The sequence below is a fragment of the Nocardioides sp. cx-169 genome (assembly GCF_021083605.1).
Lineage (GTDB): Bacteria > Actinomycetota > Actinomycetes > Propionibacteriales > Nocardioidaceae > Nocardioides.
Genome location: NZ_JAJNRO010000009.1, coordinates 36,737 through 57,233, shown reverse-complemented (window position 1 = coordinate 57,233; position 20,497 = coordinate 36,737). Strand labels below are relative to the sequence as shown.

At 71.6% G+C, this 20,497-nt stretch carries 15 protein-coding genes; 7 read left to right on the top strand and 8 right to left on the bottom strand.

The genetic code is table 11. From position 1 onward, the window contains the following. Positions 1-36: 36 nt before the first annotated feature. A complete protein-coding gene (locus tag LRP67_RS13550) occupies positions 37-1,488 on the bottom strand; it encodes a wax ester/triacylglycerol synthase family O-acyltransferase (RefSeq protein ID WP_231270693.1) in 1,452 nt (483 codons plus the stop codon). A gap of 60 nt (positions 1,489-1,548) precedes the next feature. On the opposite strand from LRP67_RS13550, the gene LRP67_RS13545 reads away from it, so the two are divergent. From LRP67_RS13545 to LRP67_RS13520, 6 genes are all read left to right on the top strand, one after another. Continuing rightward, on the top strand, positions 1,549-2,781 hold the full coding sequence (locus tag LRP67_RS13545) for an alpha/beta hydrolase (protein ID WP_231270692.1): 1,233 nt from the start codon (positions 1,549-1,551) through the stop codon (positions 2,779-2,781). A gap of 105 nt (positions 2,782-2,886) precedes the next feature. Continuing rightward, the gene (locus tag LRP67_RS13540; RefSeq protein ID WP_231270691.1) at positions 2,887-3,261 is read left to right on the top strand and encodes a response regulator transcription factor; all 375 of its coding nucleotides are present in this window, start codon (positions 2,887-2,889) and stop codon (positions 3,259-3,261) included. Next, on the top strand, positions 3,258-5,651 hold the full coding sequence (locus tag LRP67_RS13535; protein ID WP_231270690.1) for an ATP-binding protein: 2,394 nt from the start codon (positions 3,258-3,260) through the stop codon (positions 5,649-5,651). The genes LRP67_RS13540 and LRP67_RS13535 overlap by 4 nt, the downstream gene beginning before the upstream one ends. 225 nt (positions 5,652-5,876) lie before the next feature. Beyond that, the gene (locus tag LRP67_RS21895) at positions 5,877-8,378 is read left to right on the top strand and encodes an ATP-binding protein (RefSeq protein ID WP_231270689.1); all 2,502 of its coding nucleotides are present in this window, start codon (positions 5,877-5,879) and stop codon (positions 8,376-8,378) included. Positions 8,379-8,595: 217 nt separating this feature from the next. Beyond that, positions 8,596-9,819, top strand: a complete 1,224-nt coding sequence (locus tag LRP67_RS13525; RefSeq protein ID WP_231270688.1) for a pyruvoyl-dependent arginine decarboxylase — start codon at positions 8,596-8,598, stop codon at positions 9,817-9,819. A gap of 28 nt (positions 9,820-9,847) precedes the next feature. Beyond that, on the top strand, positions 9,848-10,249 hold the full coding sequence (locus LRP67_RS13520) for a response regulator (RefSeq protein WP_231270687.1): 402 nt from the start codon (positions 9,848-9,850) through the stop codon (positions 10,247-10,249). Positions 10,250-10,270: 21 nt separating this feature from the next. Here LRP67_RS13520 and LRP67_RS13515 read toward each other — a convergent pair whose 3' ends face one another. Then, positions 10,271-12,349: an acyl-CoA dehydrogenase gene (locus LRP67_RS13515; RefSeq protein WP_231270686.1), complete on the bottom strand. Its 2,079-nt coding sequence runs from the start codon at positions 12,347-12,349 to the stop codon at positions 10,271-10,273. Between the two features lie 58 nt (positions 12,350-12,407). Between LRP67_RS13515 and LRP67_RS13510 the strand changes: the two genes are divergently transcribed. Further along, positions 12,408-13,067: a class I SAM-dependent methyltransferase gene (locus LRP67_RS13510; protein WP_231270685.1), complete on the top strand. Its 660-nt coding sequence runs from the start codon at positions 12,408-12,410 to the stop codon at positions 13,065-13,067. A gap of 22 nt (positions 13,068-13,089) precedes the next feature. On the opposite strand, the gene LRP67_RS13505 is transcribed toward LRP67_RS13510, so the two are convergent. The 6 genes from LRP67_RS13505 to ruvB all read right to left on the bottom strand — a co-directional run bounded on the left by LRP67_RS13505 (position 13,090) and on the right by ruvB (position 20,484). Further along, positions 13,090-15,321: a bifunctional (p)ppGpp synthetase/guanosine-3',5'-bis(diphosphate) 3'-pyrophosphohydrolase gene (locus LRP67_RS13505; RefSeq protein ID WP_231270993.1), complete on the bottom strand. Its 2,232-nt coding sequence runs from the start codon at positions 15,319-15,321 to the stop codon at positions 13,090-13,092. A 100-nt stretch (positions 15,322-15,421) separates the two neighbouring features. Then, complete coding sequence (locus tag LRP67_RS13500; protein WP_231270684.1) at positions 15,422-15,964, bottom strand: adenine phosphoribosyltransferase; 543 nt, start codon at positions 15,962-15,964, stop codon at positions 15,422-15,424. An 8-nt stretch (positions 15,965-15,972) separates the two neighbouring features. Next, on the bottom strand, positions 15,973-17,199 hold the full coding sequence (secF, locus tag LRP67_RS13495) for a protein translocase subunit SecF (RefSeq protein ID WP_231270683.1): 1,227 nt from the start codon (positions 17,197-17,199) through the stop codon (positions 15,973-15,975). Beyond that, entirely contained in the window at positions 17,199-19,040 is a 1,842-nt protein-coding gene (gene secD / locus LRP67_RS13490) for a protein translocase subunit SecD (protein WP_231270682.1), read from the bottom strand. Before secD ends, secF begins: the two co-directional genes overlap by 1 nt. 1 nt (position 19,041) lies before the next feature. Continuing rightward, positions 19,042-19,338 (bottom strand): preprotein translocase subunit YajC, encoded by a 297-nt coding sequence (gene yajC, locus LRP67_RS13485; protein WP_231242713.1) that lies wholly within the window; start codon positions 19,336-19,338, stop codon positions 19,042-19,044. A 111-nt stretch (positions 19,339-19,449) separates the two neighbouring features. After that, on the bottom strand, positions 19,450-20,484 hold the full coding sequence (ruvB, locus tag LRP67_RS13480) for a Holliday junction branch migration DNA helicase RuvB (RefSeq protein ID WP_374107423.1): 1,035 nt from the start codon (positions 20,482-20,484) through the stop codon (positions 19,450-19,452). Positions 20,485-20,497: the final 13 nt, after the last annotated feature.

Here is a 20,497-nt window from a genome sequence, read left to right as displayed (position 1 = left end):
TGAGACTCGCCCATCCGCCCATCCGCCCCCGCCCGCTCAACCCTTCGCGCGGGCCTTCTTCTTCGCGTTCTTGGTGATCGGGGTGGTGGCGTCACGGGCGGCGACGGCGTCGGCGAGGCGGTCGAGCTCCGCGGGGAAGTGCCGGACGAGGGCCTCGACGTCGGGCATGGACTCACGACACGCGATGACGCCCACGTGCAGGCGGCTGTTGTTCGACATGACCGTGATGTTGACTCCCGCCCCATGGAAGACCGGGCCGAGCGGGTAGAGGCCGATGATCTCGGCGCCCATGAAGTACAGCGGGAGCGGCGGGCCGGGGACGTTGGAGATCACCAGGTTGTGCACCACCGGGTGCCTCTCGGCGAGGCGGAGGCCGGCGTACGCGCGGACGGCGAGACCGAAGGTGCGGGGGGCGGCGAACTCCGCCCAGTCCTGCAGCGCGTCGGCACTGATCGCCTGGTGGTGGTCCTTGGCGTGCCGGTTGGAGTCCGCCATCTCCTCGAGCCGCTCGAGCGGGTCCTCCACGTCCGTGCCGAGCTTGGCGAACAGCGTCGACACCTTGTTGGCCCCGTGCTCGTGGCGCGACTGCTCGCGCACACTGACCGGCACCGACGCGAGCAGCGAGCTCTCGGGCAGCTCCCCGCGCTCCTCGAGATAGGCACGCAGCGCGCCGCCCGCCAGCGCGAGCACGACGTCGTTGACGGTGGTGCCGGTGGCCGACTTGACGCGCCGGACGGCGTCCAGGTCGACGTCGACCACGCCGATGGTGCGGTGTCCGGTGATCGTGCCGTTGAACGACGTCCGAGGCGCCGTGAGCGGCGCCGCCATGGCTGTCCCGGCACGGGCGCGTCCCACGGTGCGGGCCAGGCCGGCGACCGTCGGGGCGATGATCCGGGCGGCGTGCACCGGTAGCGCCAGGTTGCTCAGGACGGCGCGCCCCAGCAGCTCGCGCGCGCCCGGGTCGCGCCCGTGCGTCTCCTGCGGACCCAGCGCCAGAGGGGCGGCGTCGGGCTCGAGCGCGCACAGGTGCGAGATCAGGTTGGAGCCGGAGACTCCGTCCACGGTCGCGTGGTGCATCTTGGAGAAGATGACGACCTTGTCGCCACCCTGGTAACCCTCGATGACCCACATCTCCCACAGCGGCCGGGACCGGTCCAGCGGCAGGGCGGCCAGGTGTGAGGCCAGGCTGACCAGCTCGTCGTACCCGCCCGGCGACGGCAGCGCCAGCCGGTGCACGTGGCGCTCGATGTCGTACTGCCGGTCGCGCACCCAGATCGGGTGGTCGAGTCCCATCGGCACTCTGCGGAGCTTGCGCGTGAACGCCGGGACGTCCCGGACCTGCTGGTCGATGGCCGCCTGCATGGCGGCGAAGGAGTAGCCGCCGGGGATGGTGGCGGGGTCCAGGACGATGAGCCCGCAGACGTGCATGAGCTGCGCCGGCGTCTCCAGGTACAGGAAGCTGGCGTCGAGTCCGGACAGGCGGTTCATGGGGGCATCCTAGGTGGGGGAAGTGGAACGTGTTCTAAACGACTGCACTAGCCTGTCGTTATGGGCTTCCGCCGCCGACAGGTCGTCACCGCCGCGCTCACCGCCAACGCCCTGCGGCCGCTGCCGGGCTTCGAGGTGGGCATCCCGTCCTTCCTCGCGGGCTGGCTCACCGGCGAGCTCGCGCCACACCTGCTGGCGGCCACGGCGGCGGATGCCGCGACCCACGCCGGCAGGCGACGACGCGACCGCGTGGGCTTGGCCCTGGCCGGGCTCAACGCGGCGGGCCTCGCCTTCATGATCGCCCAGTCCCGACGCGTCCGCGACCAGGCGGAGGAGTCCCTCGTCGAGGCGCTCGGTGCCGAGTACGTCGAGCAGCTCGATGCCGAGCCCACTCCCGCGGACCTCGCCGTGCCCTGGCGCAAGCTCGTCTACCCGTTTCGCATGCGCAGCGCCGAGGTGCGCGTGGAGCGCAACCTCTCCTACAACGACCACGGCAGGCGCGGGCTGCTCGACGTGTACCTGCCGGTCGCCAGCCCGGTCGAGGGCGCCCCGGTCCTGCTCCAGGTCCACGGCGGCGGCTGGACCCTCGGCAACAAGGACCAGCAGGGGATCCCGCTCATGCAGCACCTGGCGGCGAAGGGCTGGGTCTGCGTCGCCATCAACTACCGGCTCTCGCCCCGCGACCCGTTCCCGGCGCACGTGGTCGACGTGAAGCAGGCGATCGCCTGGATCCGAGAGCACATCGCCGACTACGGCGGCGACCCCGACTACATCGCGATCACCGGCGGGTCGGCCGGAGGCCACCTGACGGCCCTGGCCGCGCTGACCGCCGATGACAAGGCGTGGCAGCCCGGGTTCGAGGACGCCGACACCTCCGTGCAGTGCGCCGTGCCGCACTACGGGGTCTACGACTTCGCCGGGGCGACCGGGCTGAGGAGCGCCGTGAGGATGCGCGACAGCTTCCTCGCCCGTCGGATCATGCAGGCCAGCTGGGAGGAGCGCCCGGAGGTCTTCGAGGCGGCATCCCCCATCTTGCGCATCACCCCCGACGCGCCGGACTTCTTCGTCCTGCACGGCAGCTCCGACACCCTGGTCCAGGTCGACCAGGCCCGTCTCTTCGTAGCCCGGCTGCGCGAGATCTCCCGGCGCAGCGTCGTGTACGCCGAGCTGCCGGGGGCCCAGCACGCCTTCGATGTGTTCCCCTCGATCCGGTCCTCGCACATCGTCCGGGCGATCGACCGGTACCTGCACTGGCATTGGAACGGCTACCGACGGGCACACTCCCCCGCCTGACGTCGGCCCCTGCGGCCTCTGCGGGGTTTACTCTGCACGTACCGACGCTCCGCCTCAGCGCGACGCTCGGCGTCCCACCGGATCGGACCGGAGCAAGGAGGGCGCATGGCAAGGCTGCTGGTCGTCGATGATGACGAGGACATCCGAGAGCTGCTGTCCCTCGCTCTGGGCCTCGCGGGTCACGACGTGCTCACCGCGTCGGACGGGCCGGCGGCGCTCGACGTGCTCGATGCCCAGCCGGTCGACCTGATGGTGCTCGACGTGTCCATGCCGCAGATGTCCGGGCTCGAGGTCGCCCGCCGGGTCCGCGCCTCCACGCGCTCACCGGAGCCGCTCATCCTGATGCTCTCGGCGATGGCCGACCCCGGCGACATCGCCGCCGGGCTGGCGTCGGGCGCCGACTCCTACGCCACGAAGCCGTTCAGCATCCCGGCGCTCACGCAGGCGGTCGAGGAGCTGTTGCAGGGGCGATCTGCATGAGGTCGACGCCGTGGGCCGTACGCTCCGGACCGCTCGGCGTCACCCTGGGCTACGTCGCGATCTTCTGCCTGTCGGTCCTCTCGGTGCACTTCGCGCCGCTCGGCTCCGAGGTGGCCACCTGGTGGCCGGCCGCCGGCGTCGGGGTCGCGCTGGTGGTCCTCAGCCCGGTGCGGCACTGGCCCCTCCTGCTCGGCGGCATCGTCGTGGTGACCGGTATCGCCAACGCCGTCGCCGGGCGATCGCCCGAGGTCGCCGCCCTGTTCGGGGTGGGCAACGCGTCCGAGTGCCTGGTGGTGGCGCTGGTCCTGGGGGTGCACCGGCGGCCGTTCCGGCTGAGGGCGCCGGAGGACCTGCCGCGGGTACTGCTGGCGATCGTGGCCGGCGCGGTCAGCGTGGGCACCGTCATCGGGACCACCGTGACGCTGCTGCGGGGCGGGCCGTTCCTGGACACCTGGGGCAGCGTGGCGGCCGCTCACAGCGCCGCCACCCTCCTGATGCTCCCCCTGGTCCTGATGGCCGGGGATCCCCAGGCCCGGGCGAGCGACGCCCCCCGGGCGATCCAGTTCGTCCAGGCGGGCGCCACGATCGCCGCCTTCGCGGTCATCCACCACGGCGCGCAGCCGCTGCCGCTCGCCTTCCTCCCGCTGCCGTTGCTCGTGTGGGGCGCCCAGGTGCTCTCTCCGCGCGCTCTCGCGCTCGAGGTACTGACCGCGGGCGTGGTGGTCACGGCGTTCGCCGCCGCGGACGGCGGCCCCTTCGGATCGGACCCCGACCTGACCGCTCGAAGCCGCGATGTCCTGGTCCAGCTCGACCTGGTCGTCATCGCTCTGGTGTCCGTGCCCCTGTCGCTCTACGTCAGCCAGCGCCGCGCCGGCCTGCGCACGGCGCTGGCCGTGGGCGAGACCTACCGGCGCAGCCTCATCGAGTCGGTCATCGCGACCATGCTCCTGCGCCCGGCCCACCACGGCCTGGTCGTGGTGGACCTCAACGAGCCGGCCGGCGACCTGCTCGGCGTCGGGCGTGACGACCTGCTCGGCCGGGACTGGGCCGAGCGGCTCGGCTCGCACGGCGACGCGGTCGTCGAGGCGGCGCGGCAGATGATGGCCGGTGAGCGCAGCGGCTGGGAGGAGGAGCTGGCGCTGGCGGGCGAACCGGCCCGCTGCGTGCGTCTGGCGCTCTCGTGGGTCCCGGACACGGCCTCGGGCGACCTGGTCGTCGCCCAGCTCGTCGACCTCACCGAGCAGCGCGAGGCGCAGCGCGAGCTGGAGACAGAGCGTGACTTCAACGCGGCGCTGCTGGCCGCCACCACCGGGACGTCGATCATCGCGACCGACCCGCAGGGGCGGATCACCTACGTCAACCACGGCACCCGAGAGCTGCTGGGCTTCGGCCCAGAGGACCTCCAAGGGCGTCGCCTCGCCGAGCTCTACGACCCGGCCGAGCTGCGCGAGCGCTCCGAGGAGCTGACAGCCGACATCCCCAAGCGGGGCGACCGGACGCTGGTCGGGGCCGACGGTCGCCGACTCCTCCTCAACGTCAACGTCACGCCGATACGGGCCGCCGACGGCACGCTGATGGGCCACCTCCAGGTCGGGGAGGACGTCACGGAGCGGGCGCTCGTCGAGGAGACCCTGCGCGGCGCGCTGGACCGGGAGCGGCGGGCCGTCGAGGAGCTGGAGCGGCTGGACCGGTCCAAGTCGGACTTCCTCGCGACGGTCAGCCACGAGCTGCGCACCCCGCTGACCAGCATCATGGGGTTCAACGAGATGCTCGCCGCCGAGGCGGTAGGACCGGTCAACGACCAGCAGCGCAGGATGCTGAATCGGGGCAGCCGCGCCGGTCAACGGCTCCTGGGACTGATCGAGAACATCCTCACCCTCTCGCGCGTCGAGTCGCTCGCGGACAGCTCCCACCACGTGACCCTCGACCTGGCGGACGTGGTCACGCACGCCCTGGAGTCGACCGAGCCGCTCGAGCACCCCGGCCTCGAGGTCTCCGTCAACCTCCCGGAGTCCGGCCCCCAAGTCGTGGGCGACGCCGTCCAGCTCGAGCGGGCGCTGGTCAACGTGGTGTCGAACGCGCTCAAGTTCAGCCCCCGCGGCGGCCGGGTGCAGATCTCGCTGGAGACGGACCCACCCGGCGCCTCGCCGGGCCTGGCGGTCGTCACCGTCAGCGACACCGGGATCGGGATCCCGGCCATGGAGCAGGACCGCCTGTTCGAGCGCTTCTTCCGCGCCAGCAGCGCCGTCGTGTCCTCCATCCCCGGGACCGGCCTCGGCCTGGCCATCGTCCGCACCATCGTCGAGGGCCACGGCGGCACGGTCGCCGTCACCTCGCAGCCGGGCGAGGGCACCACCGTGCGGATCTCGCTGCCTCGCGCCGTCGCCTGAGCCACCCCCACTGATGGCACCACCCCTTCCAGCCGACCTCGGGTCCCGCGCGGCCGCGAGACAGCACCCGGGTCGTCGACGCGACGATGTTGCCCTAGGCTCCCTGGATCGGACCCAGGCCTTCGGCCACCGCGTGATGGAGAGTGAGAACCTTTGGCAGCGGCAGGCCTCGCGTCCGACCCCCGACGCCGATTCCGCGGGGCAGTGGGCCTGTGGGCGGTAGGCGTGGCGGCGTTCACGCTGCTGCTCTCCCCCGTCCTGCCCGCCGACGCGCGTGAGTCGGTCAGCGCAGCGGGCATCCTGATCGCCGGCCTGGTCGCGATCGCCTGCGGGACGCACAAGGCGCGCACCAGCGGAGCCGATGACGCCCGCCCGTGGTGGGTGCTGGTCACGGCAGGGTACGTGCTGCTGGTAGGCAACACCTGGTCGACGGTGGTCGGCGCCGACCCGGTCACCTCACCCAGCCTGCTCGGCAACCTGTGCATCGCCGTGGCGCTCGTACTCTCGACGTTCGCCCTGACGATCTTCCCGGGCGTCCGCCGCCGCGGCGCGGACCTGCTGGTGATGCTCCTGGACAGCATCGTGGCCGGCGGCGCGTTCCTCCTGATCGCCTCCGCCCTGGTGTACTCCGAGCTCCTCAGCGGCGCCGGACCGACCGGCAGCGCGGCGAACCGTGCGCTGGCGCTGCTCTTCCCGGCCCTCGACGTCGCCCTGGTCACCGTGGCGGTGCTCCTGGTGGTCCGCGCCCCCCGCGGCGACCGGCTGATGCTCGGCCTGGTTGCGGCCGCCTTCGTGATGTACGCCGCCGCGGACCTGCCCTTCGCGGTGCTCACCTCGGAGGGCACGTTCCGGTTCGGCAGCCTGCTCGACCTCGGCTGGATCGCGGGATACCTGACGCTGGCCCTGGCCACCGCGGTGCCCGGCAGGGCCGCCCAGTCCGACCTTGCCCAGTTCCGGCCCTCGGATCTGGTCGGCACCTCGCTGGTCTTCAGCATCCTGGCCACCGCCACCGTCGTGCAGGTGGCGAGCGGAGACACCGGACGGCTGCAGACCGCCCAGTCGGTCCTCTGGGTCCTGATCGTCGTGGCCGCCGGAGCCCGGCAGCTTCTCCTGACCATGGACAACACGGCCCTGCGCCGGGGCTTGGAGCAGCGGGTAGCGCATCAGACCGCCGGACTGCGGCGGCTGGCCCGAGCCAACGAGGTCCTCATCACCTCGGTCGGCGACGGCGTCTACGGCGTCGACAGCGAAGGCCGGGTCACCTTCGCCAACCCCTCCGCTGCACGGATGCTCGGCTGGTCCACCGAGGAGCTGCAGGGCCAACGCGCCCACGAGCGCTTCCACGCCACCGACGCCGACGGGATCCCGCTTCCGTGGGCGGGCTGCTACATCCACCAGGCGATCGCCCACGGGGACCTGTCCATGTCCGTGGAGGACGAGTACGTACGCGCCGACGGCTCCCGCTTCGCCGTCGAGATCACCGCCTCTCCCCTGATCGAGGACTCCGACGTCAAAGGTGCGGTGGTGACGTTCCGCGACATCACCCAGCGTCGCGAGGTGGAACGGATGAAGAACGAGTTCCTCTCTGTCGTCAGCCATGAGCTCCGCACGCCGCTGACCTCGATCCGCGGCTCGCTTGGCCTCCTGCACGCCGGGCAGCTGGGCGCCCTTCCCGAGCGCGCCGCGCCCCTGGTCGACGTAGCGCTGCAGAGCAGCCAGCGGCTGACCCGGCTCATCGACGACCTCCTGGACATCGAGCGCATCGAGTCCGGCACCCAGCCGATGGAGGTGCGCGTCCATGACGCAGGTGACCTCCTCCAGACCGCCGCCGGCCTGATCGAGGGCATGGCGACCGAGGCCGGCATCCAGGTGCTGGTCGGCGCCGCACAAGGACAGGTCCTTGCCGACGAGGACGGCATCGTCCAGACCCTGCTGAACCTGATCGGCAACGCCATCAAGTTCTCCGAGCCTGGCTCCGCGGTGCACCTCGACTCCCAGACCATCGACTCCGAGGTCCACTTCCGCGTGCGCGACCACGGCCGGGGCATCCCTGCCGACAAGCTCGAGATCGTCTTCGAGCGCTTCGAGCAGGTCGACTCCTCCGACACCCGGCAGAAGGGTGGCACGGGGCTCGGGCTGGCGATCTGTCGCGGCATCGTCGAGAAGCACGCAGGACGCATCTGGGCCGAGAGCGGACTGGGGCGGGGCACCACCATCCACTTCACGCTCCCCTCGGCAGCTCGCGCCCCCGGCTCCGCAGGCGCCGGCTCCTCCCCCGGCCCGACCACCGGTCCGGCCACCGGCCCGCCCGCCGGCGCGTCGGTGTCGGACTCTCGAAGCGTGCTGGTCTACGCCGAGGATGCGACGGCGGTGGAGAGGTCGTGCTCCCTGCTGCGACAGCACGGCTTCCGCGCGATCGGCGTCACCAGGGGCGACCGGGCCCTGGACCTCATCCGCCGCGAGCGTCCAGACGTGGTCCTGCTGGACCTGAGCCTGCCGAGCACGGGCGGTGCGGAGGTCTTGACGACCCTTCGCGAGAGCGAAGCGTCGCACCGCGTGCCGGTGGTCGTCCTCTCCCAGGTAGCTCCGCAGACCGACGCGGCGACGGCCGGAGACAGCGACGGCTGGCTCGTCACACCGGTCAGCGAGGCCCAACTCGTCGCCGCCGTAGCAGCGGCAGTGCCGAGCGGTCACAAAGGGCGGCCGAGTGCGGCTGCACGAGGCTGACGGACGGCCTGGGGGTCGGGTGTCGTCGCGGGCGCACGATGGCGCAGAATTCTCTCGCCGTCCACAGCGCCGTCGACGTCGAGGTGTTCTACTGCCAGCGATCTCATCGGACCCCCGCCCAGCGTGGGTCTCCACCCAGCCGAGGGCCCGCCCACCGTCTGCTGATGCCCGCGCGAGCCGTCACCGCCGTCGAAGACTTCACCTACCCAGGAGATCCATGACCACCACGCGATCCGAGCGGCACGTCCCTGTCAACACCGTGCCCGCTCAGGACCCCACCGGTTTGCACATCACCCTGCGCACGGGCTCAGGCACCGGCAGCACCCGGCTCTCCGCATTCGACCACGCGCTGCACCTGGCCGGTGTGGCCGACTTCAACCTGGTCACCCTCTCCTCGGTGATCCCGCCCGGCAGCCGTCTCGAGCACGTCGACACGCCTCTGGCCGGCGCTCACGGCGACCTGCTGTTCTGTGTGCGCGCCGAGGCCTACGCATCCCACCCGGGCGAGGTCGCCTGGGCCGGGCTCGGCTGGTGTGCCGATGAGACCGGCGCCGGTCTCTTCGTGGAGCACCACGGCAGCTCCGAGCAGCAGGTCCGCGGCCTGATCGCAGCCAGCCTGGCCGACATGGTGGCCACCAGGGGCCACGACTACGGCACCGTCTCCATGTCGTTGGCCTCCGCGACGTGCGTCGACCAGCCCGTGTGCGCCCTGGTCCTGGCGGCGTACCAGGTCGCGACCTGGCACGAGAGCACGCCCGCCGCCACCACCACCGGCGCCGTGCCCCCGGTGACTCCCGACGACGCCGACACCTCCGCGCTGGGCGACGATGAGGCCGGGCGGTCCGTGTCGGTGCCCGTGCCGGCAGCCGCCCAGAGTGCGGTAGCGCGGGTGAGCGTGGAGTCCCGGGTCGACACCGTGACGGCGGCCGACTACTACCAGCTCTACCGCGACGCCTTCTCCGACATCGAGACCCGCGCCGTCGCCAGGCACATGTTGCACGAGTCGGAGTTCCTCGAGGAGATGCACGACCCGCGGGTGCGCAAGTACATCGCCTGGGGTCACGACGGTCAGGCGATCGGGATGACCACGCTGACCACGGACCTGGAGGCAGTGCCGTGGATCAGCCCCCGATGGTTCGCCCGCCGCTTCCCCGAGCACAGCGCCCGCAACGCGGTCTACTACTTCGGCTTCGCGCTCGTTCACCCTGAACACCAGGGCGCCCAGGTGCTGCACGCCATGATCGAGCCGATGGCGCTCGAGGTCATGAAGAACCGTGGCGTCGTCTCATGGGACATGTGCGCGTTCAACGACGCCCGCGGCTTCGGCGAGACCTACATGAAGCTCCTGGAGGCCTACGGCGAGGTGACCACCGAGGTGATCGACCACCAGACCTACTACGCCGCCACCTACCACGACCCAGCGACAGACTCGACTCGCTGAGCTCCGCTCACCTCGACCAGGAGGGCCCATGACGCCTCGCACCGTGCTCGTCGTCGACGACGACGACATGATCCGCCAGCTCGCCCAGATCAGCCTCGAGACCGTCAACGGGTGGACCGCGCTCACCGCCGACGGGGGCCTGGCCGCCATCGACATGGCGGTGCGGCACCGACCCGACGCCGTGCTGCTGGACATGATGATGCCCGACATGGACGGGTTGACGACCTTCCAGCACCTGCAGGCCGACCCCGGGACCCGCGAGACCCCGGTCATCCTCTTCACCGCCAAGAGCACGGTCGGCGGTCATGAGCCGTGGGACGACTACGCGATCTCCGGAGTGATCGCCAAGCCGTTCGACCCGATGACCCTAGGTGCCCAGATCGCCGCGATGCTGCGGTGGACCGACCTGCCGGAGGACCGCGACGCGTGAACGCCCGTGAGATGCGGGCCCTCAGCGCGGCAGGCCGAGGAGGCGCTCGCCGACGACGTTGCGCAGGATCTGGGTGGTGCCGCCGGCGATCGACAGGCAGCGCGTGTTGAGCATCTCCCACACCGCCGACCGCACGTCCTCGTCGTCGGTGCGCACCAGCCGCTCGCCGTACAGCTCGACGACGAGCTCGGCGCTGTCCTGACGGTTGCGTACGCCGAGCAGCTTGGCGACGCTGGACTCGGCGCCGGGGCCCTGGCCGGCGAGTGAGCGCAGTGTGGACCGCACGCCGAGCAGAGAGCAGGTGCTCGAGAGCGCAACCGCATGGCCGACCCGGACCCGTTGGGCGGAGGTGAGGCCCGCGGCGGCCAGCGCGGCTGCCCGCTCGACGCTCTTGTCGAGGCGGCTCGTGGCCATGGCGACGCGCTCGTTGGCCAGGGTCGTCCGGGCGAGGCGCCAACCGTCGCCCTCCTGGGCGACCAGGCACTCGTCGGGCACGAACACCTCGTCGAGGAATACCTCATTGAAGAGCGCCTGGCCGGTGATCTCGCGCAGCGGCCGGATGTCGATGCCCTCGCTGCGCATGTCCACCAGGAAGTAGCTGATGCCGCGGTGCTGCGGCACGTCCGGGTCGGTGCGCGCCAGACAGATGCCCCAGTCGGCCCGCTCCGCGACCGACGTCCACACCTTCTGCCCGGTGAGCCTCCAGCCCCCGTCGACGCGCTCTGCGCGCGTGCGCAGGGACGCGAGGTCCGAGCCGGAGCCGGGCTCGGAGAAGAGCTGGCACCACACCAGCTCCCCGAGCAGGGAGGGCCGCACGAACCGCTCCCGCTGCTCGTCGGTGCCGTGCTCGAGGATCGTCGGCAGCGCCCACCCCGCGATGACGATGTCGGGGCGCGTCACGCCGGCGCGGTCCAGCTCCTGGTCGATGACGAGCTGGGTGACCGGATCGGCGCCCAGGCCGTAGGGCTCGGGCCAGTGCGGGGTCAGCAGACCGGTCTCCACCAGCGCGGCGCGCGGATCCTCGGCGGCGGCCACGCGGTCCACCGCCGTCGCGATGCGCTCGCGGACCGCCTCGTCGCGGCCACCCAGGTCCACGCGCACCGTGCGCCTTACGCCGGCGATGGCGCGGGCGGCCAGCCGCTCGGCCGCGGTGTCCGCGTCGCCGAGGAGCCCACGCAGGGTGAGGGCGCGGCGCAGGTAGAGGTGGGCGTCGTGCTCGTAGGTGAAGCCGATGCCGCCGAGGACCTGGATGCAGCCCTTGGCCACCGAGACCGCGCCGTCGAAGGCGACCGCGGCCGCCACGTCCGTCGCCAGGGCCCACTGCTCGTCATCCTCGAACGCGACCGACGCGGCGTCCCATGCCACCGCGGTCACCGCCTCGGCGTTCTCCAGCATCTCCGCACACAGGTGCTTCACCGCCTGGAAGGCTCCGATCGGCCTGCCGAACTGCTCGCGCACCCTGGCGTGGTCGACCGCGGTCTGCAGGCACCAGCGCGCGACGCCCGCCGCCTCCGCGGCCGCCAGCGTCACCGCCGTCCGCCGTACGACGTCGGCGGTGAGCCCCGGCACCGGGACGGCCCCTTCAGCCCGGCGGTCGACCCGGACCGAGCCGAGCCGCCGGCTCAGGTCGACCCCGGTGAGGGGCGTGACCCGCGCCGTCTCGGCCGGTACGACGACCCAGTGGTCGCCGTCGTCGCCGACCAGCAGGTGCGTGGCGCCGGGGGCGTCCCACATGACCTCGGAGCCCGCCAGCTCCAGCCCGAAGCGGGCACCGTGCGCCAGCGCCTGCGCCGCCGAGGGCGTCTCCCCCAGCAGCGCGGCAGCCACCGCGGTGGACAGCAGGGGGCCCGGCACCAGCTCGTGGGCGCACGCCTCCAGCGCGACGGCGACGTCCAGGACGCTCCCGCCCCCGCCTCCCGCTGCCTCGGGCAGGCCGATCGTGGCGACGCCCATCTCGCTCACGCCCGCCCAGACGTCGTCGAACCTCGCCCCCGCATCGTCGGCGGCCGCGCGGACCGCCGCGGGGGCGTCGAGCGAGGCGGCCCACTTGCGCAGGCTGGCGGCGAGCTCGATGTGCTCGTCCGAGATCCCGATCGACATGCGGCGCCTCTCCGTGGCGGTCAAACTAGAACGTGTTCCATATCCTAGGGTGGCGCCCGTGTCCGAGACCAGCATGCCCGCCGACCTGCTCGCCCACGCCCTGGCCGCGAAGGGGTTCATGCCCGAGGACGAGGGCGACCTGCTGCACCGCGTCGCCCGCCAGCGGCTGCCCCACGGGCCCGCGCTGGAGGTCGGCAGCTACTGCGGCAAGTCGGCGATCTACCTCGGTGCCGCGGCCCGCGAGGTCGGCGGCACCGTCGTCACCGTCGATCACCACCGGGGCTCGGAGGAGAACCAGGCGGGCTGGGAGCACCACGACCCCACGCTGGTCGACGCTGAGCTCGGGGCCATGGACACCCTGCCGGTCTTTCGCCGCACGATCGCCCTGGCCGGCCTGGAGGACCACGTCGTGGCCGTCGTGGGCCGCAGCACCACGGTCGCGCGCCTGTGGCGCACCCCGCTCTCACTGCTCTTCATCGACGGCGGGCACGCCGAGGTGCATGCGCAGAACGACTACACCGGCTGGGCGCACTGGCTCCTGCCCGGCGGGGCGCTGGTCATCCACGACGTCTTCGCCGACCCCGCCGACGGCGGCCAGGCGCCGTACCACGTCTTCCAGCGCGCGCTGGCCGGCGGCGCCTTCACCGAGTCCGACTCCTGCGGCTCGCTGCGCGTCCTCACCCGCACCTCCGGCGAGCCCGGCACCCCCGCCGGCTGACCCGTCGATCCCAGGATGGCCGCTACTGGGTGACGCGGTAGGCGTCGAAGACCCCGGGGACGCCGCGGACGGCCTTGAGGACGGTGTCGAGGTGCTTGGCCTCGGCCATCTCGAAGGTGAAGCGGCTCTTCGCGACGCGGTCGCGGGTGGTGGAGAGGTTGGCGCTGAGGATGTTCACGTGCGCGTCGGAGAGCACCATGGTGATGTCCGAGAGCAACCGGGCCCGGTCGATCGCCTCGACCTGGATGTTGACCAGGAACGTCGAGTTGCCGGTGGGGGCCCACTCGACCTCGAGCACCTTCTCCGGCTGCGACAGCAGCGCGTTGGCGTTGGTGCAGTCGCGACGGTGGATCGAGACTCCCCCGCCCTTGGTGACGAAGCCGAGGATGTCGTCGGGCGGGACCGGCGTGCAGCACTTGGCGAGCTTGACCCACACGTCCGGCGAGCCCTTGACGATGACGCCGGCGTCTCCGCCGGTGGGGATCTTGGACCGGCCACGGCGCCCGGTGATCGTGACGGCCTCGGCGAGGTCCTCCTGGGCTCCGTCGTTGCCGCCGTGCAGCTCGATGACTCGGCGTACGACCGCCTGCGCGCTGAGGTTGCCCTCGCCGACCGCGGCGTAGAGCGCGGAGACGTCCGCGATCTTGAAGTGGACGGCGGCCAGCGTCAGCGACTCGTGGGACAGCAGCCTCTTGAGCGGCAGCCCCTCCTTGCGCATCAGCTTGGCGATCTCGTCCTTGCCACGCTCGATGGCCTCCTCGCGGCGCTCCTTGGTGAACCACTGGCGGATCTTGGAGCGTGCGCGCGGCGAGCGGACGAACGTGAGCCAGTCCTGGGAGGGGGCCGCGTTGGGCGCCTTGGAGGTGAAGACCTCCACCACGTCGCCGTTGTCGAGGGTCGACTCCAGCGGCACCAGCCGGCCGTTGACCCGCGCGCCGATGGTGTGGTGACCGACCTCGGTGTGCACGGCGTAGGCGAAGTCGACGGGGGTGGCGCCTGCCGGCAGCGCGATCACGTCGCCGCGCGGGGTGAACACGTAGGTCTCGGCACGGTTGATCTCGAAGCGCAGGGACTCCAGGAACTCGCCCGGGTCCTCGACCTCGCTCTGCCAGTCGAGCAGCTGACGCACCCATGACATGTCGTCCATGTCGCCGCGGCGCTCGGTGTCGGCGCCGGCGCGGCCGTTCTCCTTGTACTTCCAGTGCGCCGCGACGCCGTACTCCGCCCGGCGGTGTTGGGCGAAGGTACGGATCTGCATCTCCACCGGCTTGCCCTGCGGGCCGATGACGGTGGTGTGCAGCGACTGGTACATGTTGAACTTCGGCATCGCGACGTAGTCCTTGAACCGCCCGAGGACGGGGTTCCAGCGCGAGTGGAGCACACCGAGGACGGAGTAGCAGTCGCGATCCTCGTCGACGAGGATGCGGATGCCGACCAGGTCGTAGATGTCGGAGAAGTCGCGGCCGCCGACGATCATCTTCTGGTAGATCGAGTAGTAGTGCTTGGGCCGGCCGGTGACGGTGGCCTTGACCTTGGCCTCCCGCAGGTCCTGCTCGACCTGGGTGATGACCTCGGCGAGGAACTGGTCGCGCGAGGGCGCGCGCTCGGCGACCATCCGCACGATCTCGTCGTAGATCTTGGGGTGCAGCGTTGCGAACGCGAGGTCCTCGAGCTCCCACTTGATGGTGTTCATCCCGAGCCGGTGGGCCAGCGGCGCGTAGATGTCCAGCGTCTCGCGGGCGGTGCGCTCCTGGCTCTTGGCCGGGACGTAGCGCAGCGTGCGCATGTTGTGCAGGCGGTCGGCGAGCTTGATGACGAGGACCCGGATGTCGCGCGACATCGCGACGATCATCTTGCGGATGGTCTCGGCCTGCGCCGAGTCGCCGTACTGGACCTTGTCGAGCTTGGTCACCCCGTCGACCAGGCGGGCGACCTCGTCGCCGAAGTCCTCCCGGCACTGGTCGAGCGTGTAGGGCGTGTCCTCCACCGTGTCGTGCAGCAGCGCCGCGACCAGGGTCGACTCGGTCATGCCGATGTCGGCCAGGATCGTGGTGACGGCGAGCGGGTGGGTGATGTAGGGATCACCGCTCTTGCGCATCTGGGTGCCGTGCATCTTCTCGGCGGTCGTGTAGGCCCGCTCGATCAGGCTCAGGTCGGCCTTCGAGTGGTTCGCGCGGATGGCTCGGAAGAGCGGCTCGAGCACCGGATTGGCGCTCGGGGTGCGCGTGCCCATGCGGGCCAGCCGGGCGCGCATGCTGCGCGTGGAGGGCGGCGCCTGGTCCGACGAGGCCGCGGGCGCGCGCTCCCGCGTCGGCGGAGCAGCGCGTTCCTCGGTCACCTCTCGAGTCTACGTGTCAGACGACCATGAGCGACGCGAGAGGCAGGTCGCCGATGACGTCGCGGCCACGGAGGAACGAGAGCTCCATCAGCATGGCCGCCGCGCTGGCGGTGCCGCCGCAGCACTCGACCAGCTCGACCACGGCGCGCGCCGTGCCTCCGGTGGCGAGCACGTCGTCGATGAGCAGCACCCGCTGACCGGGGGCGATCGCGTCCTGGTGGATCTCCAGCGTCGCCTCGCCGTACTCCAGCGCGTAGGAGACCGCATGGGTGCGGCGCGGCAGCCGGCCGGCCTTGCGCACCGGCACGAACCCCACCCCCAGGGCGAGGGCCACGGGGGCGGCCAGGATGAAGCCGCGGGCCTCCATGCCGACGACCTTGTCGACGACCACGTTGCCGTCGCCGTCACGACCGGCCGCCGCCAGCGCGTCCACGACCGCGGCGAAGCCCTCGGCGTCGTCCAGCAGCGGCGTGATGTCCTTGAACACGATCCCGGGCTCGGGGAAGTCCGGGACGTCCACGACCAACCGCTCGAGCGCCTCCCGCGCTCGCTCACTCACGGCACGGCTCACTTCTTGTCGCGCTTGGACTTCGGCTGGCGCACCGGCTGCTGGCGCCCCGCGGCGTTGCTCTGCCGGACGGGCTTGCGGACCGTCGGGGCGACCCGGCCCCGGTCGCTGGCCTCGACGGCCCGTGGCGGCGCCGTGGGCCGCGTCTCGGGCTGGCCCTCATCGTCGAAGGCCTCGTCGTCGGGCTCGTCCATGACCGGCATGTCCTCCACGAACGTCGGCACCGAGGCGTAGCGGTCGGCCATCGCACGGGCGCGGGCCTTGGCCCGGCGCTCCTGCTCCTTGACGGCCGACTCGCCGGACTTCATGTGCACGAGCACGCGCGGCGCGAGGAAGACCGAGGAGTAGACGCCGACCGCCATCCCGACGAACTGGGCGAGCGCCAGATCCTGCAGCGAGCTCGCCCCCAGCTGGATGGCGCTGACGTAGAGGATCGCGCCGATCGGGATGAGGGCCACGATGCCGGTGTTGATCGAGCGCACGAGGGTCTGGTTGACCGCCAGGTTCGCGGCGTCGGCGTAGCTCTGGCCCTTCTGGAGCCGCTCGTGGGTGTTCTCCCGGATCTTGTCGAACACCACGACGGTGTCGTAGAGCGAGAAGCCGAGGATCGCCAGCAGGCCCGTCACCGCCGACGGGGTCACCTGGAAGCCCGAGAGCGCGTAGACCCCGATGGTGATGATGATGTCGTGCGCCAAGGCGACGAAGGCCGCGATCGACATCTTCCACTCGCGGAAATACAGGCCGATGAAGATCAGGACCAGGACGAGGAAGACCGCGACACCGAGCGCGGCGCGCTCGGCGACCTCCGCCCCCCAGCTGGCTCCGATCTCGTCCTGCGCCAGGTCGTTGGCGGGTACGTCGACGACCGTGCGGATCGCCTCGGCGACGGTGTCGGCCTCACCCTGGGTGAGCTCCTCCACCTGGATCAGCACGCTGTCGCCGGCCGTGGTCGCGGAGGCGGCCTCGGTGCCGTCGACGCCGGAGCCGGCGACGGCGTCACGCAGCTCCTCGGCGGTCTCCTGGGTCGCTCCCCCGGCGATCGGCACGCGGTACTCGGTGCCGCCGGTGAACTCGATGCCGAAGTTGAGCCCGCGCACCACGATCGCCGCGATCGCGAGGAGCACGACGACGCCGGTGATGGTGTACCAGAGCGGGCGGCGGTGGACGAAGTCGATCGAGCGGCGACCGTTGTACAGGTCGTTGCCCAGCCGTGAGAACTTGCCCATCAGGCCCTACCTCCGGTCGAGACGCGTGCACGGGAGGGCGCAGGCGTGGGGAGCGCGTCGATGCCGAGGGTCTCCGCGCTCAGGCCCGAGAGCCGGTGGCCGCTGTTGAAGAACTTGAAGCGGGCCAGCCACGAGATCATCGGCTTGGTGAACCAGAACAGGATCGCCAGGTCGACGATCGTGGAGAGGCCGAGGGCGAAGCCGAAGCCCTTCACCGCTCCGGTCGCGAAGATGTAGAGCACGGCCGCGGAGAGCAGCGACACGACCTGGGCCGCGAGCCGGGTGACCTTGGCTCGCTTCCAGCCGGTCTCCACCGCGACCCGCATCGTCTTGCCGTCGCGCATCTCGTCTCGGATGCGCTCGAACAGGATGATGAAGGAGTCGGCGGTGACACCGACCGCGATGATCAGTCCCGCGATGCCCGGCAGGGTGAGCGTGAAGCCCGCCGTCTCACTGAGGAGCAGGACCAGGGCGTAGGTCACCGCGGCGGCGGCGAGCAGCGAGGCCACCACCACGAGCCCGAGGCCGCGGTAGTAGAGCAGGCAGTAGATCAGCACCAGGCCGAGGCCGAAGGCGCCCGCTGTGAGACCGGCGCGGAGCTGGTCGCCGGCGAGCGAGGGACCGATCGTCTGGATCGACGGGTCCTCGAACGAGATCGGCAGCGAGCCGTACTTGAGGCTGGTCGCCAGGCTCGCTGCCTGCGACTCGGTGAAGTTGCCGGTGATCTGTGCCGAGCCGTCGGGGATGGTGCTGGTGAACGTCGGCGCCGAGATGACCTCGCCGTCCAGCACGATCGCGAACTGCTCGACATCGGGCGTCAGCGTGCTGGACGCCTTGGAGAACACGTCCTCGCCCTCGCCGCCGATGTCGAGGGTGACGGCGTAGTTGACCGAGTTCTGCGGGATCGCGAAGCCGGCGTCCTCGAGGTCCGTCCCGGCGATGACGGCCGGCGACAGCAGGTACTTGATGGAAGGGGTCGCGGGCTGGCTCTTGGTCGCGGCCTCGGGCTCCGAACAGGCGACGAGCGGCTTGAGCGGGTCGTCCGACGGCACCTCGGGCAGAGCGGCGGGGGCGCCCTCGACCTTGGAGATCAGGCCGTCCTCGTTGCACTGGTAGGCGTTGTAGGCGTCGTAGTCGGCCTGCGTGTAGGCGCCGCGCATGAAGGCCACGGCCTGGTCGAGGGGCACGACCGCCCGCTCGTCGAAGCTCTCCGGCAGCGCGGTCGGCTCGTCGCTCGGGCGCTCGGTGGACGACTCCACGGGAGCGTCGCTCGCCCCCTCGGTGGGTGCCGGGGCCTGGCTGGGGGAAGGCGTCTCGTCCTCGGTCGCGAAGCCGGGGGCGACGCGGTTGCTGCCCGACTGCGTGGCACTGGGCGTGGCACTGGGCGAGGCACTGGGCGAGGCACTGGGCGCGCCGTCGGGGGTGGCGCCCGGGGCGGGCGTCGGCGCCGGCGTACCGGCGGTCGGTGGTGGGCAGCCCTTCGAGTCCGAGCACGCGACCAGACGGAACCGCAGCTGCGCCTGCCGCTGGACGGTGCCGACCAGGTCGCGCCGGGGGTCTCCCGGGATCTCCACCACGATGATGTCGCCACCCTGGGTGACCACCTCGGCCTCGGACACACCCGAGCCGTTGACACGCTGGTCGATGATCTGGCGAGCCTCGTCGAGGTTCTCGCCGCTCGGGTCGCCCTTGGCAACCATGGTGATCCGGGTACCGCCCTGCAGGTCGAGACCCAGCTCGGGCTTCCAGGAGCCGGCGAGCGCCACGAGCCCGTAGAGGAGGGCGGTGCCCAGGAAGAACACCACGAGGGTGCGTCCGGGGCGGGCCTGCTTGCGTGCCATGTCAGTTCTCCTCGGGCTCGGGCGGACCGAGCTCCGGCTCAGGGGTGACCACGTTGCCGACCGCGCCGCGGGCGACGCTGATGACCACGCCCGGTGCGATCTCGACGGAGACGCGGTCGTCGTGCAGCTCGCGCAGCGTGCCGAACACGCCGGAGGTGAGCATGACCTCGTCCCCTACAGACAACGACGACTGCATGCGCGCGAGTTCCCGCTGGCGGCGAGAGGCCGGTCGGATGACCAGGAGCCAGAAGAGGAGAGCGATGCCCACGAGGGGCAAGAGCTGGACGAGCTCGGGCACGACAAGACCTTCCAACCGATGACGATGAGGGAGAGCAGCCTGCGCGCACCAACAGCGGGGGCAGACCGCCCGACGGGAGAGTCTAGCCGTGGCAGCACCGCGGACCGCCAATCACTCCTCGAACAGGGGCTCCTCCGCGCCCGGGAACGCGCCGCGCGGTGGGGTCAGCCCCAGGTGGCGCCAGGCGGCGGGAGTGGCGATCCGGCCGCGTGGCGTGCGCGCGAGGAAGCCGTTGCGCACCAGGAACGGCTCGGCCACCTCCTCGACGGTCTCGCGCTCCTCGCCGACGGCCACCGCGAGCGTGGAGACGCCGACGGGACCCCCACCGAAGCGCTGGCACAGCGCGTCGAGGACGGCGCGGTCGAGGCGGTCCAGGCCCAGCTCGTCCACCTCGTAGAGCTCGAGGGCGGCGCGAGCGACGTCGAGGCCGACCACGCCGTCCGCGCGGACCTGGGCGTAGTCCCGGACGCGGCGCAGCAGGCGGTTGGCGATGCGCGGGGTGCCGCGCGAGCGCGAGGCGATCTCGGCCGAGCCGTCGTCGGTGACGTCGACCCCCAGCAGCCCCGAGGATCGCCGCACGATCAGATCGAGCTCCTCGGGGGCGTAGAACTCGAGGTGCGCGGTGAAGCCGAAGCGGTCGCGCAGCGGCCCCGGCAGGAGCCCGGCACGGGTGGTGGCGCCGACGAGGGTGAACGGCGGGATCTCGAGCGGGATGGCGGTCGCCCCGGGGCCCTTGCCGATGACGACGTCGACCCGGAAGTCCTCCATCGCCATGTAGAGCATCTCCTCGGCGGGCCGCGACATCCGGTGGATCTCGTCGACGAACAGCACGTCGCCCTCGTTGAGTCCCGACAGGATCGCGGCGAGGTCGCCGGCATGGGTGATCGCAGGGCCGCTGGTCAGCCGCAGCGGCGTCGACATCTCGTGGGCGATGATCATCGCCAACGTCGTCTTGCCCAACCCCGGGGGCCCGGACAGCAGGACGTGGTCGGGAGCGCGCTCGCGCTGGCGGGCCGCCTCGAGCACCAGGCCGAGCTGCTCGCGCACGCGATGCTGCCCGACGACCTCGTCGAGCGAGCGGGGTCGCAGCGCCGCCTCGATGACCCGCTCGTCGCCCTCGGCCTCCGCAGCCGTGAGCGAGCGCAGGTACTGCTCCTCG

Bases quoted from the DNA above. Each gene is read 5' to 3' on its own strand.
- LRP67_RS13550 (WP_231270693.1), bottom strand. From the start codon at position 1,488: ATGAACCGCCTGTCCGGACTCGACGCCAGCTTCCTGTACCTGGAGACG.
- LRP67_RS13545 (WP_231270692.1), top strand. From the start codon at position 1,549: ATGGGCTTCCGCCGCCGACAGGTCGTCACCGCCGCGCTCACCGCCAAC.
- LRP67_RS13540 (WP_231270691.1), top strand. From the start codon at position 2,887: ATGGCAAGGCTGCTGGTCGTCGATGATGACGAGGACATCCGAGAGCTG.
- LRP67_RS13535 (WP_231270690.1), top strand. From the start codon at position 3,258: ATGAGGTCGACGCCGTGGGCCGTACGCTCCGGACCGCTCGGCGTCACC.
- LRP67_RS13525 (WP_231270688.1), top strand. From the start codon at position 8,596: ATGACCACCACGCGATCCGAGCGGCACGTCCCTGTCAACACCGTGCCC.
- LRP67_RS13520 (WP_231270687.1), top strand. From the start codon at position 9,848: ATGACGCCTCGCACCGTGCTCGTCGTCGACGACGACGACATGATCCGC.
- LRP67_RS13515 (WP_231270686.1), bottom strand. From the start codon at position 12,349: ATGTCGATCGGGATCTCGGACGAGCACATCGAGCTCGCCGCCAGCCTG.
- LRP67_RS13505 (WP_231270993.1), bottom strand. From the start codon at position 15,321: ATGCGCGCCCGGCTGGCCCGCATGGGCACGCGCACCCCGAGCGCCAAT.
- secF (WP_231270683.1), bottom strand. From the start codon at position 17,199: ATGGGCAAGTTCTCACGGCTGGGCAACGACCTGTACAACGGTCGCCGC.
- secD (WP_231270682.1), bottom strand. From the start codon at position 19,040: ATGGCACGCAAGCAGGCCCGCCCCGGACGCACCCTCGTGGTGTTCTTC.